The sequence below is a fragment of the Escherichia sp. MOD1-EC4550 genome, from assembly GCF_963876935.1.
Lineage (GTDB): Bacteria > Pseudomonadota > Gammaproteobacteria > Enterobacterales > Enterobacteriaceae > Escherichia > Escherichia coli_F.
Genome location: NZ_CAWNSE010000012.1, coordinates 1 through 13,401, shown reverse-complemented (window position 1 = coordinate 13,401; position 13,401 = coordinate 1). Strand labels below are relative to the sequence as shown.

Sequence of the window (13,401 nt, the reverse complement as noted above, 5' to 3'; positions counted from 1 at the left end):
GATACAACCTGCTCAGGGGATACTTACCGAAAAATTATTTATTCGACAAAGCCCCATAGGGAGCGACTTGTAATGATGCAGGCCCAGCGGGAAGGCTCAACAATACATAACCGAACAGTGTTATAATAAGATTCATTTTGCTGATTGTTTCATAAGGACCAGTGAAGTAAGATCTAAGAAGAGTTAAAATTTATACAGTATAATCATGACATTGCTGTAAGGTGGTTATAATTGAAAGAACATTTGGATATGAATACATCTCATGTAAGAGTTGTAACTCATATGTGTGGGTTCTTGGTCTGGCTCTATAGTCTTTCAATGTTACCACCAATGGTTGTAGCATTGTTTTATAAAGAAAAAAGCTTGTTCGTTTTTTTTATTACTTTTGTTATATTTTTTTGTATTGGTGGCGGAGCGTGGTATACCACTAAAAAATCTGGCATTCAATTACGCACCCGTGATGGGTTTATTATAATTGTAATGTTTTGGATTTTATTTTCTATTATTAGCGCATTTCCATTATGGATTGATTCAGAGCTTAATTTAACGTTTGCTGACGCGCTGTTTGAAGGGGTTTCCGGAATAACAACAACAGGAGCAACAGTAATTGATGATGTCAGTTCATTATCTCGGGCATATTTGTTCTACCGGTCACAATTAAATTTTATAGGCGGTTTAGGGGTTATTGTTCTGGCAGTTGCTGTGTTGCCATTATTGGGTATTGGTGGTGCAAAACTTTATCAGTCAGAAATGCCAGGGCCATTTAAGGATGACAAACTGACTCCACGCTTGGCTGATACGTCGCGGACACTTTGGATAACTTATTCTTTATTAGGCATTGCTTGTATTGTTTGTTATCGACTTGCAGGAATGCCTTTGTTTGATGCTATTTGTCATGGACTTTCTACAGTTTCTCTTGGCGGTTTTTCAACTCATAGTGAGAGTATCGGCTATTTCAATAATTATTTGATTGAACTGGTGGCGGGCTCTTTTTCTCTGTTATCGGCTTTCAACTTCACTCTTTGGTATGTTGTTATAAGCAGGAAAACAATAAAACCCTTACTCAGAGATGTTGAACTTCGTTTCTTTTTGTTAATAGCTTCAGGTGTTATCATTGTTACCTCTTTCCAGGTCTGGCATATAGGTATGTATGACTTAACTGGAAGTGTTGTTCATTCGTTTTTTCTTGCTAGCTCCATGCTCACTGATAATGGTTTAGCTACGCAGGATTATTCAAACTGGCCCACACATACGATAGTTTTTTTGCTGCTGTCAAGTTTTTTTGGGGGATGTATAGGCTCAACGTGCGGCGGAATTAAATCACTTAGATTTCTTATACTTTTTAAACAAAGTAAACACGAAATAAATCAGCTTTCTCATCCCAGAGCATTGCTTAGTGTAAATGTAGGAGGGAAGATTGTTACAGACCGCGTAATGAGGTCTGTATGGAGTTTCTTTTTTCTTTATACTTTCTTTACAGTGTTTTTTATACTGGTGCTAAATGGTATGGGATATGATTTCCTTACATCATTTGCGACAGTCGCTGCATGCATTAATAATATGGGGCTGGGTTTTGGGGCTACCGCATCCTCATTCGGTGTTCTTAATGATATTGCAAAATATCTCATGTGTATTGCTATGATTCTTGGTCGACTTGAAATTTACCCTGTTATTATACTATTTTCAGGATTTTTTTGGCGTTCTTGATATATGGTTAATTTATGATTGTGAATTTTATAGTATGTTGACCCCCTCATATGGACTGGACCCATAGGATTATTACCATCTCCGATGTGAAGTTGATAAAAAAATGCCTCTTTCTTACGCGAAATATCATCATTTCATCTGACGTGAATGCTGATAGTATCCAGGATTGAGAAGCAAGCAGGCTACTCACTTAGCCTCGACGCCTCCTATTTACCATAAGAGACATCGAAATAACATTACAGTACAGTTTTTGCCCATCGCCTTCTGCGAAGTTTAGGAATGCAAGATGTTGCAGTGAGTCTTGTTCCACAGCGGGAACAGACAGCACCATGAGGTTGATTTAACTCAGGTTTATAGGTTGTAAAATTAAAACTTTGGCTTGAGCAAATCGGGCAGCAAAATTTAAGATTGGGGATAGCCCCTACTGCCGGTTACGTTGAAACCTAAGGTTAGTTCAGAAGGTAGAAAAAAGATAGGTAACTACGTTAAATTAATAGCATTAAACACTAAAAAAATAAACTCTGACGTCACATACATATCATTGTTTGACCACTCGGTAGAGGAACCAGAAACAAGTATTATGGGTTAAGTGCAGCTTCAGGTGTTGAATCTGGATTCAACGAATACATTCAGCACCATGCCTTCAAATAAAACAAAATCATAGCGCCCCTCTACGAAGGGGCAGTTTTTGGTAGATTTATCTATAGCATATAGGGAAGGTTAAATAACCCCCATTACTTGAGACCATGTGGACATATTTGCATAATGCAATGCTTATGCATGCATTTATTCGTAATTTTGTTTGATTCTGTAGGACACTCTTGACTATTTTTGATTAAATTCCATAAATTTTTGTTGAATAGCGCCACGTTAAAAATACTGATCGGATATTCTTTATCCTCGAGTATAATACCTGACTTAATAACTGTAAATATGCTGCCAGGTGGGAGAAATATATTTGAACGATACCAAATGATCATTTTCATATCGCTCCATATGACTGAAAAATATATACCACACGAAGGTTGTATTACAGTATCAATTACTATACACTTCATTTCTTCGCCTTATTCTTCTGTTTCAATGATGTTGATAAAGAATATCAATATAATTTGTACTATAGTCAGCTCAGATGAGGTTGAATGCAAAGGTGGTTTATTCTTTATTTATATTTAAAGTTTTTTTCTATCACGGACGTTAGAGAAATATGCCAATGCATAATCTCTTTCCCCGCACTAATAATTAAATATGAATATAATCGCTAGTATCCGGGCACTCTTCGTGTATTAAAACTCCTGAGATGACTTAAATATCGTCTAATGTAAAAAGAAGCACCACTTCCAAAGCATTCCTGATAATATCTTTTTCAACAATGTCATCAGCAGATGATAAAAATGAGAGCAATTTCAGTATAATGCTCTTGTTATCCACGTGTTCGTTGCAAAGATATAAATCTCTAACTGCCTTATCAATTGCAAGTTTTTCTTCTGAAAGCCGACTATCATATTTATTCAAATATGCGTATAGGTTCATTTCAAAGTTCATTCCTTGACTTTGCATAGACATAATTGACTCCCAAGGATTTAATTAAGAATTTTATCTAAATGAAATTTAAAACAAGGGATCTCAACAGAGGCTAAACAAAATGAAATTTAGTAACATGATTAAATAATTCATTCCGTTTTAGTTCTGTTTAGTCAGGACGATATATATTTAATTCAAAGAAGATTTGTAAACAAAGCATAGCTTTTATGCTGGTTTGTGCCACTTTGCCAACCCCATGGTTGGCTTTTTTATATAAAGATCATAAGGATGACTATCTTCCTGACATGATGAAAAGGTTTCAATTATTGGGCTTTATAGTATCGGTTTGACCGTTATGAGCAGCGTTAACTCGTTCCTGATAATATTAAGGTAACGTGATGATAACTCAGCAAAAATGCATAAAAAGCGCTTACTTTGCGTCCTTCATAATGGCCAGTATCGAATAGGTCGAATAAGGTAGGATGATTAAGAAACAGTTCCAGCAGCGGTATGATATCCAGATGCGCGCAAGCGTTCTTATCTGGCTGTGTGCAGCCATGTTTGGTGGAGTTAGCCGGAGATAACTCTAAGGCAGGAGGTATGCAATACATGCTATCAAGAATATGTTAACGCTATACCTATTAAGTATTGAACGGGCATATAACACGCCCGTTGTATTTGTGGGTTTGATAACTGTAATACAAGTAACGTATCAGAACGGCAAGGGGGGCATGTCAAATGTCAGATTTATAGTATTGGTCGGCTGAACAATTATGGATAACAATAAAAAGGGAGTTCTGATAATTCATAGAAAGACCTCTTTTTTGTTATTTCACTGAATTATGATAGAACCCTTATGTGTTAAAATTTTGCTAGATTAATGGCTTGTTATTTTCCACATCTTCAACATACAATAGCGTATTATCAATAGCGTAGTAGCCGCGTTTATTGTTATTAACATCGGTTACCCAGCGGAAAACGCCAGCACTTGCCAGTGTTGTACAATACTCCCAAAATGTAGAGTTCCCAGAAATATGAAGCAATGCCGCCTCTTTAATTTTTTCTGGGTTTTTGGTTGTACTGACTTTTAACAGGCTACGGTTTCCTCTTAATAACAAAACTGTTTCATCGTGAGTAATAATTCTGATGTTATCCGTAGCCAGATAATAAATGTAATGCACAATACGGTGATGTTTTAACTCTGAATAAAACCAGGAAAAGTTTTGCTCTTTTCTCACTTTTTCAAACATCTTTTGAAAAACAACGACCTGATCCATCAGGATAATAACCTTTTGTTAGTTGTGAGAGTGCGTAGTGTGCACGATCGGTTTTCTCACTTCAAGCTGGTCTGTCCTTTGGCTGTGATATGTACAAAGTGTGAAAGGGGGATTACCTGAATTCTCCCGGTGAGCATTTTGCAACGGATCAGCTCCGGTACAAACGCTGTTGTGGGTTCAGATTATAAGATTCTGTCTATGGGGCGGGATAAAGGTGAAATTAGGGGGCATGAAAGATGACGTTATAACCTTGCTCACCCCAGTGTTGTAAAAGTTCGTTTTGCCTTCTCGTTGGTGCCATGCCTGTCCAGACAATCAATGTTTGCGTCGGGAACAGTTCCGGGCGCGGCGATTCAATGGGATCAGCAAGGACAGAAATATGCCATCCTGACAATGATAAACGCCATGCTTCCAGCCACAATCGTGCTCTCTCTTCAACATTCCACGCCATTAGAATGGCTTCTTTACCGGGCTTACGGCGCATTTCGAAAAGTGAGGCTGCTGCGTATTCAATTAATGCGCCGTCAAATATACTGCTCATAATGCGGGAGGTGTTGTGATCAAGCACGAGACGCTGACGAACAGGAAGGTAAACATGATTAATCAATTGATCTACCGGGTACTCTCGACCCAGTGAAATAATTCTCGCGCGTAGTTTGGCAGGATTAGCCATACGAAGAATTGACATCATCTCTTCTTGCAGGCGGCTCCAGTCATCTTCCGTATCCTGGCTGGTGGTTTCCAGTAATGCTTTAACTTTGCCTACAGGGACGCCATTACTTATCCAACGCTTGATCTCTTCGATGCGTTGTATGTCTTCTTCATCAAAGAGTCGGTGTCCGCCTTCACTGCGCTGTGGTTTTAACAAACCGTAGCGGCGTTGCCAGGCCCGGAGAGTGACAGGATTAATCCCGCAACGTTCAGCAACATCACCAATGCTGTAATAAGCCACAATTCCTCCTTGCGCTCATAAATCTCCGTCGCCTGTACACGACCCAATAATACTTTGTACAATATACGCTAAAATTGTACAAAGTATAAATAAGATTTCAGCTAAATTGGATAAAACATTATTTTTAATGTGGATTAAATTAAAACATAACGTATTCATTTTCACGATGATTTCCAGAAATCATGTGAAATAATGTGCTGAAAATTATTTTTTCTCCGGCCACGCAACTGAAGGGATACCATTCAATTTAGCTTTGGCAAACAGATCTCCCTGAAACATCTCAATTCCTGCAGATTCAAGCCACATCCACTCTTCTGGTGTTGCCACACCCATAGCAGAGACTTGAATTTCAAGTGATGTACAGCATTTTATGATCGCCTGAATAATTGCCTGCCGAGGCCCGCTTTTATGAACATTGGTAATCAATTCCTGACTGATTTTAATTCTGTCAGGCTGGAAGCGTGACAGGAGTAACAAACCGGCAAAACCTGTGCCAAAATGGTCAATTGCTACACTCATACCGGTAGCCTTAAGTGATTTAACAGCATCGGCAAATTCATCAAACCGAGATATGACCTCACTTTCAGTAAATTCCACGATAATTTGTTCAGGCACCAAACCATTGGCCTTTATTTCATCAAGTAAAAAAGAGACCGCGTCAGGCTCGTTAACCAGGGTCATAGGTAATAGATTGATTGAAATCATTTTATCACCGAGCTCAAGTGCGTGTGCCATCGCGAATGCAAGTGCCTTACTTTTGAGATCCGCTGTGTAGATTTCCCCGTCATTGCTTTGCCCAACCACTCTGGCTGATGGGCTGTCTTCCCTATCTTTAACAATTGCTTCAAAAGCGATTATCCGCCGCGATAAAGGATCGACAATAGGATGAAAGGCAAAGTGGTCGTTTATATTTGGTGAAAGGGTACAGGAATCAAGTTCTTTATCAGGTCCGTCAGCGATAAAACGCCAGGAGTCTTCGGCAGGAATCTCGAAATAGGTTGATTTTTCAGTTGAAAGAACAAAAGTACGAAAAAATTGCAGCGCTCTGTCATCATAAGTTAGCTGAAATTTTGAGGTGCCTTTGTCGAGTACGGCCTGTAAAACGTCATTGCGCTCGTGGAGGCGCAAATCAAATAATTCCATTCCTGCTTTGCCAAAACGGCGAGCAGGTGCGTAATCGCACAGCAGTTCAACGATATTATAGTGCCGTGGATCCTGGCATATGGCCCGATAAATCATTTGAACCTGTTCTTCCGGACCTTCAAGAAGTTGAAAAAAATGTGAACCATTAAACAGTAAAATCCCTGTTACGTCAGACCGCATGTTTCTGCGATTTGCTATCGAAACCATTTCTTCGATTTTTTTGACAGGTTCGTCGTCACGTATATGGCTACGATAAATAAGGGTAGTAAGCATTAATAGTCCAGGGTAATGGGCGAGGCGAGAGTATGACGGTAACAGACATATCTTCTGGTGTCTTGCTTTTAATACTAAAACATAACTATTTATTTACCTTGATAAAAAATGGAAAAATTTGAAGATGAGTTCGTTTGGAATCTTGTATAGGTTGTCAGTCAAATGATGCAAATAATTTTTACGTATCTCATTGTTTTATAGGTGTTAGCACTAATTGCAAAAAATAATTTATCATTCTGTACACATATTTCGTACAAGTTTGCTATTGTTACTGCACTTAACAACGTTTAACATTTTTAATAGAGGCGTAGCATGCAGCAAAATTCAGTGATTTCAGATTCTGCGGGTGCAATTACTCGTTACTTTGCAAAAGCTAACTTGCCTACTCAGCAGGAAACCCTCGGGGAAATTGTGACTGAAATTTTGAAAGATGGACGTAATCTGAGTCGAAAGTCGCTTTGTACCAAACTTCTTTGTCGACTGGAGCAAGCGACAGGGGAAGAGGAACAGAAACACTACAATTCACTAATTGGGTTGCTTTTTGAATAATGTGACAGCCTGATTATTTGACAGATTAACTATGAAGTCGTTATGAAGACATCTGATAATGAAAGTATAAAACATGAAATTACTGGCCAGGCGGTGCTCCAGATATTACGCATGAAGATAAATTTTTCGTTGCAGACTCTTATTAAGCAATTACTCGTAATGAAATCTGTTGAACAAAATGCCTTCCGACGAGATTTAATTGATAGCATAATTCGTGATTTTAGCAATAGTGATACAGGAGGGCCTAACAGAAGAGCAGCAATAGCTGACAATAAAAGTATATTCAATGGTAAGAAAATAAACAGAATACATTAAAATTTCATAAGTAAGATGAGAGGTTACCATGCTTGAAGATACTACTATTCATAACGCAATAACTGATAAGGCGTTATCAAGTTACTTTCGCAGTTCGGGGAATTTGTTAGAAGAAGAGTCTGCTGTATTAGGGCAGGCGGTGACCAATTTAATGCTTTCAGGGGATAATGTTAATAATAAAAATATTATCTTAAGTCTGATACACTCTCTGGAAACAACGAATGATATTCTCAAAGCTGATGTGATTAGAAAAACACTGGAAATCGTGTTGCGATACACAGCTGATGATATGTGACTTTTTATTGTTTAGTATAACTAGCATAAGTTTATAGAAAACTCATTCATCTTATTTTTGTCTGTCGCTTAGACTATACACAGCATAATTCTATTGGATTGATATTTTTACTAGGCTGACATGAATAATTCAATTCCCGAGAGATTTATTTTTCAATGTGCTTTATTTAAAAATCTCGAGAGGGAGGTGTTCATGGCGCATGGGTATGTTAATAGTCATATTATTGATCAGGCTTTACGCTTGCGTTTAAAAGATGAAACGAGTGTGATTCTTTCTGATCTCTACCTGCAAATTTTGCAGTACATTGAATTGCATAAGGCAACACTAACGGATGTCATTATTAATGACAGGGAATCCGTGCTCTCTTAGAACTGAGTAAGGTTTTAAAATTACCATCAGCTGTATCATATGCTGGTGCAAAGTAATAATTTAAGCCGTTATGTTTCTTAATATATCCGGAATATCAGGGTTTAAACAAGAATGGAGAACTATTGTTCTCCATTCTTGACGTCTGACATCCTGCCAGATTTGCTTAATTTTACCCACATTAAGCATAGTAATTAATAGGTTAGATGACGATGGAGAAAATTTTATCTTCGGCGTGGATATTTCTTATGCTCTCTACCATGCTCTCTTTAGACGCCAGCACGAGCGAATGAACATCATTTTCATGTATTAAAATCCTTAGTCCGGGACAAGCGAATGCGCAATACACTCATACCCATCCTCGTTGCGATATGCTTGTTTATAACCGGTGTCGCTATTTTGAATATCCAGCTCTGGTATTCCGCAAAAGCAGCATATATGGCGGGAGCGAGATATGCTGTCAACAATATCAATCACATACTTGAAGAAGCGTCACAGGCGACTCAAGCGGCGGTTAACATTGCCGGGAAGGAATGCGACCTCGAGGAGCAATATCAGCTTGGCACTGAAGCAGCTCTGAAACCTCACTTGCGCACAATCATCATTCTCAAACGCGGAATGGTCTGGTGTACATCCTTGCCGGGGAATCGAGTCCTGCTGTCTCGTATTCCTGCTTTCCCTGACAGTAATTTATTGTTGGCTCCGGCAATCGACACCGTCAATAGATTGCCTATCCTGCTCTATCAGAGCCAATTTGCAGACACGCGTATTTTGGTCACGATAAGTGATCAGCATATTCGTGGAGCGCTTAATGTGCCCTTGAAAGGGGTAAGGTATGCATTACACGTAGCGGATGACATTATTGGACCTACCGGTGACGTGATGACGCTTAATGGACACTATCCTTATACTGAGAAGGTTCACTCCACAAGATATCATTTCACTATTATCTTTAACCCACCACCATTCTTTAGCTTCTACAGACTTATCGATAATGGCGTAGGGGTTTTGATATTCATTCTGTTAATTGCCTGCGCCGCAGCCTACCTGCTTGATAAGTATTTTAATAAAAGCGCAACGCCTGAAGAGGTCCTGCGACGGGCAATAAGTAATGGTGAGATTGTCCCTTTTTACCAACCTGTGGTAAATGGTCGGGAAGGGACATTGCGGGGAGTTGAGGTATTAGCCCGCTGGAAACAACCTCACGGCAAATATATCTCACCCGCGGCATTTATTCCACTTGCTGAAAAATCTGGATTAATTGTTCCGCTTACACAAAGTCTGATGAATCAGGTTGTCACACAGATGAACGCTATCGCGAGTAAATTGCCGGAAGGTTTTCATATCGGAATTAATTTTAGTGCCTCGCATATTATTTCGCCGACGTTTGTCGACGAGTGCTTAATTTTCCGTGACAGTTTTACCCGCCGCGATTTAAACCTCGTTCTGGAAGTGACCGAGCGTGAATCATTAAATGTTGATGAAAGTCTGGTTCAGCGGTTGAACATTCTGCATGAAAATGGTTTTGTCATCGCACTGGATGATTTTGGTACTGGCTATTCAGGGCTTTCTTATCTGCATGATCTGCATATTGATTATATTAAAATTGATCACAGTTTTGTTGGTCGTGTCAATGCAGACCCGGAATCAACCAGGATTCTGGATTGTGTACTGGATCTGGCGCGTAAACTTTCGATCAGTATCGTCGCTGAAGGTGTCGAAACAAAAGAACAGCTTGATTATCTGAATCAAAACAACATCACATTTCAGCAGGGTTATTATTTCTATAAACCGGTAACCTACATCGACCTGGTTAAAATTATCCTTTCTAAACCGAAGGTGAAGGTTATGATTGAGTAAAAATTGATCATTAAGACCATGGTGCGGTGTAATTATAGACAGCTAATTAGCTCGTTGCGTCTTGTTACTATTGTTCATTATTTTGTTTGCTATAATTGTTTGAAAGTTTTGACAGGATTGCCATTAGTAGCATGAACAATAGTAATAATCTGGATTATTTCACTCTCTATATCATCTTTTCCATTGCATTTATGCTGATCACCTTGCTGGTCATCCTTATCGCAAAACCCAGTACTGGGCTTGGAGAAGTGCTTGTGACGATAAATTTGCTGAATGCTCTTGTTTGGCTGGCGATCAATCTGGTTAATCGAGTAAGGGAAAAACTCGTTAGCCACAGGGATCAGCACTAATCTTTCTTTATGCTATAGCCGCTATATAGTAATAAGTATTGTTGTATTTGTGGTTTAATGCCGATTAAATTGCTTTGCTTGTTGTTGTGAGGGCGTATTGGCGGGTTTGATGTTTCATTGTAGAACTATATACAACCACCGCGTCGAATCAATCGACGCGGTAACAGACGAAATATTATTTTTTGCCGATAGCACGCATGGTGTCATCAATTGCCGTGATCAACAGCATTTGCGGGTCTTTAGCGCAAACCTGGTTCAGTTTTTCTACCACTTTGGCGCTCAGTTCCGGAGATTGCTCAATTTTTAAATCACGGCTGGCAACGCTGGCATTACCCATTACCGCAACAATTTCTGCAACCTGTGCGCTGTCAGTTTTTGCCATTTCGTTGGCTTCTGCGCAAGTAATATAGGTTTCTGACGGCAAACCGTTCTTAATATTGTAGTCCTGCGCCCAGGTCATTGGTGCGAAAACAAACAGACCCGCCAGTAAAGCAAATTTTTTCATCATCATTCCTTATTTCATTTTACCCAGAATTGCACCACCCGTACCGCCAATTACGGCACCTTTAATCGCCCCTTCAAGGCCATTGCCGGTCAGAACGCCAGTGACAGCACCAACGGCGGCACCCACTTTTGCACCTTTGCGCGCATTTTTGCCGTCGCGGCCTTTTTCTGTTACTGCACCAACGCCAGCGCCAACAGCTGCACCTTTCAGTACGCCATTAACGCCATTGCCAGTAAGTAAACCAACGCCTGCACCAAGTAGTGCACCTTTTGTGGTGCGATTCATATCCGCCATCGCTGGCGCGGAGCAGAGCAATGCTGAGATAAGCCCGAAGGCGAGTATTTTTTTCTTCAACTTAGATGTCCGGTATTAAGTAAGTTGCACACACAATAATTTCGTCTTCAATTAAGACCTGCTTAACTAAAGAACGCTCGCTATTATTCAGATAATTCAAAATGAGCGTGGCTGTGATGATAGGAATTATGTCTTTTACTTGAATGAGAATAATCTTAAATAAAAAATAACTCTTTGATTGACAATATTTTTATTCAAGAAGTGTCATTGGCTGTTAACGTGATGTTGTAAAGGTAAGATAATCTGATGCATCAATATTATTGTGTAATATTCATGTGAGTAGAAGATATTCATCAGAAACAATTATGTGAGTCATTTTACTTTGCCGACGGCCTTATTTTCGCAGAATAAGCGTACGACAGTCTTATCTGAAAAGATTGATTTTTATTCAACCACACTTCAGCGCGATGCGTCTAAAAATGCCTCTTTCTTATGCGGAATATCATCATTTCATCATGATGTCTTTGATGAGCGGTGAACACAATACACTTGCGCTGTCTCTTAAGGATGAATCCCCTGGTCTGGTGCCTGTGGGCCGATGTTGCAGCAGAGCTAAGGTCGCTTACCCGCTACTCAGTATTCACTTTTCAGAGGATGAAATTTATGAACAGGACCAGTCGCTATTATTTTCGCCGTTCAGTACTTTCCTTATTGATATCTGCCTTGATATATGCCCAGCCTGGAGAGGCTGCTTTCACATCAATCGTTACTGGTATCGTAAATGGTGAAACTGTGGATGGCGAGCAAATAGTAGATGAACGGGGGACAACTAATGATACTCATATCATTAATCACGGCCACCAGACTGTATTTGGTGGGGTGTCTAATGGAAGTATTATTGAAATGGGTGGACAACAAGATGTAGCAAACCATAACAATTATCAGGGGCAAGCTAATAATACAATCCTTCATGGGGGTACACAGGTAATTTATAATGGTGGGAATTCTAGCGGTACGATAATCGCGAGTGGCAATCAGCAAGTTTATAACGGTGGTACCAGCAATGGCGCGTTAATCGAGGGTGGCAATCAGTACATTTATAAGGATGGTACCAGCAATGGCACGATAATTAAGAATGGTAATTCATACGTCGAAGGAGGGAGAGCAAACGGGACTGTCATTGATGGTGGTAAACAAACAGTAACAGCTCAGGGGCATGTTGACGGTACGACGATAAATACATCTGGTTCTCAGAACATCACACAAGGAAGTCTGGCAACGAACACAACAATAGATGGGGGCCGACAGTATGTAGATTCGAGTATTGTAGAAAACACTATCATTAAAAATGGAGGTGACCAAAGAACAATTAAGAGCCATGCGCTGGACACCACAATAGATGGTGGTCGACAGGATGTTGATTCAAGCACTGCACAAATAACCACCATTAAAAATGGAGGAATGCAGACGCTGCAAAACACGTCAACGGCGCACACTACCACGATCTATTCTGGTGGGACGCAAATTGTTGATAGCAGGAGCACCTCGAATGTTATTGAAATATATTCCGCTGGCGTGCTTGATGTTAGAGAGGGCACGGCAACGAATGTTACCCAGCACGATGGCGCGGCTTTAAAAGCAATGACTGACAGGTCGACGGTGAGCGGTACGAATAGTGAAGGGGCATTCTCCATCCACAATCACGTGGCAGACAATGTGTTGCTGGAAAATGGTGGTCATTTAGACATAAATGCATATGGTTCGGCAAATAAGACGATTATTAAAGATAAAGGAGCAATGTCAGTTTTAACGAATGCTAAAGCTGATGCGACCCGAATAGATAATGGCGGCGTTATGGATGTTGCCGGAAACGCGACAAATACCATCATTAATGGTGGCACACAGAATATAAATAATCATGGTATTGCCACGGGAACCAATATCAATAGCGGAACACAAAATATCAAGAGCGGCGGGAAAGCTGACACGAC

At 39.9% G+C, this 13,401-nt stretch carries 16 protein-coding genes and 1 pseudogene; 9 read left to right on the top strand and 8 right to left on the bottom strand.

What is annotated here, in order from left to right; all coding sequences use genetic code 11:
* The first annotated feature begins 249 nt into the window (after window positions 1–249).
* A complete protein-coding gene (trkG, locus tag AACU19_RS07400) occupies window positions 250–1,707 on the top strand; it encodes a Trk system potassium transporter TrkG (RefSeq protein WP_001360580.1) in 1,458 nt (485 codons plus the stop codon).
* A gap of 734 nt (window positions 1,708–2,441) precedes the next feature.
* Here the strand turns inward: trkG and iraM are convergent.
* The 5 genes from iraM to AACU19_RS07375 all read right to left on the bottom strand — a co-directional run bounded on the left by iraM (window position 2,442) and on the right by AACU19_RS07375 (window position 6,876).
* Entirely contained in the window at window positions 2,442–2,765 is a 324-nt protein-coding gene (gene iraM / locus AACU19_RS07395) for an anti-adapter protein IraM (protein WP_000649798.1), read from the bottom strand.
* 247 nt (window positions 2,766–3,012) lie between these two features.
* On the bottom strand, window positions 3,013–3,273 hold the full coding sequence (locus tag AACU19_RS07390; protein WP_001354918.1) for a biofilm development regulator YmgB/AriR family protein: 261 nt from the start codon (window positions 3,271–3,273) through the stop codon (window positions 3,013–3,015).
* 830 nt (window positions 3,274–4,103) lie between these two features.
* On the bottom strand, window positions 4,104–4,508 hold the full coding sequence (locus AACU19_RS07385) for a DUF1398 domain-containing protein (protein WP_000373092.1): 405 nt from the start codon (window positions 4,506–4,508) through the stop codon (window positions 4,104–4,106).
* A gap of 220 nt (window positions 4,509–4,728) precedes the next feature.
* The gene (bluR, locus tag AACU19_RS07380; protein ID WP_000332295.1) at window positions 4,729–5,460 is read right to left on the bottom strand and encodes a DNA-binding transcriptional repressor BluR; all 732 of its coding nucleotides are present in this window, start codon (window positions 5,458–5,460) and stop codon (window positions 4,729–4,731) included.
* A gap of 204 nt (window positions 5,461–5,664) precedes the next feature.
* Window positions 5,665–6,876, bottom strand: coding sequence for a diguanylate phosphodiesterase (locus tag AACU19_RS07375; protein WP_000958306.1), 1,212 nt, complete (start codon window positions 6,874–6,876; stop codon window positions 5,665–5,667).
* Between the two features lie 312 nt (window positions 6,877–7,188).
* Between AACU19_RS07375 and ycgZ the strand changes: the two genes are divergently transcribed.
* From ycgZ to ymgF, 6 genes are all read left to right on the top strand, one after another.
* On the top strand, window positions 7,189–7,425 hold the full coding sequence (gene ycgZ, locus AACU19_RS07370; RefSeq protein WP_001186982.1) for a regulatory protein YcgZ: 237 nt from the start codon (window positions 7,189–7,191) through the stop codon (window positions 7,423–7,425).
* A gap of 42 nt (window positions 7,426–7,467) precedes the next feature.
* On the top strand, window positions 7,468–7,740 hold the full coding sequence (locus tag AACU19_RS07365) for a two-component-system connector protein YmgA (RefSeq protein ID WP_105278034.1): 273 nt from the start codon (window positions 7,468–7,470) through the stop codon (window positions 7,738–7,740).
* A gap of 28 nt (window positions 7,741–7,768) precedes the next feature.
* The gene (ariR, locus tag AACU19_RS07360; RefSeq protein WP_000888777.1) at window positions 7,769–8,035 is read left to right on the top strand and encodes a biofilm/acid-resistance regulator AriR; all 267 of its coding nucleotides are present in this window, start codon (window positions 7,769–7,771) and stop codon (window positions 8,033–8,035) included.
* 120 nt (window positions 8,036–8,155) lie between these two features.
* Window positions 8,156–8,404, top strand: coding sequence for a hypothetical protein (locus tag AACU19_RS07355; RefSeq protein WP_039021744.1), 249 nt, complete (start codon window positions 8,156–8,158; stop codon window positions 8,402–8,404).
* A gap of 333 nt (window positions 8,405–8,737) precedes the next feature.
* The gene (locus tag AACU19_RS07350) at window positions 8,738–10,261 is read left to right on the top strand and encodes an EAL domain-containing protein (RefSeq protein WP_105278033.1); all 1,524 of its coding nucleotides are present in this window, start codon (window positions 8,738–8,740) and stop codon (window positions 10,259–10,261) included.
* Between the two features lie 131 nt (window positions 10,262–10,392).
* Entirely contained in the window at window positions 10,393–10,611 is a 219-nt protein-coding gene (gene ymgF / locus AACU19_RS07345) for a cell division-associated protein YmgF (protein WP_001065863.1), read from the top strand.
* 175 nt (window positions 10,612–10,786) lie between these two features.
* Here ymgF and AACU19_RS07340 read toward each other — a convergent pair whose 3' ends face one another.
* From AACU19_RS07340 to AACU19_RS07330, 3 genes are read right to left on the bottom strand one after another with little or no spacing between them, the layout of a single operon-like run.
* A complete protein-coding gene (locus AACU19_RS07340) occupies window positions 10,787–11,122 on the bottom strand; it encodes a YmgD family protein (protein ID WP_000979977.1) in 336 nt (111 codons plus the stop codon).
* Window positions 11,123–11,125: 3 nt separating this feature from the next.
* Window positions 11,126–11,470: a YMGG-like glycine zipper-containing protein gene (locus AACU19_RS07335; protein ID WP_000726978.1), complete on the bottom strand. Its 345-nt coding sequence runs from the start codon at window positions 11,468–11,470 to the stop codon at window positions 11,126–11,128.
* 1 nt (window position 11,471) lies between these two features.
* Entirely contained in the window at window positions 11,472–11,624 is a 153-nt protein-coding gene (locus tag AACU19_RS07330; protein ID WP_032183962.1) for a hypothetical protein, read from the bottom strand.
* 265 nt (window positions 11,625–11,889) lie between these two features.
* Between AACU19_RS07330 and AACU19_RS07325 the strand changes: the two are divergent.
* Window positions 11,890–12,006: pseudogene (locus tag AACU19_RS07325) on the top strand (ATPase); the annotation flags it as partial.
* Between the two features lie 67 nt (window positions 12,007–12,073).
* The coding region (locus tag AACU19_RS07320; RefSeq protein WP_105278032.1) for an AIDA repeat-containing protein at window positions 12,074–13,401 on the top strand (1,328 nt) is incomplete at its 3' end.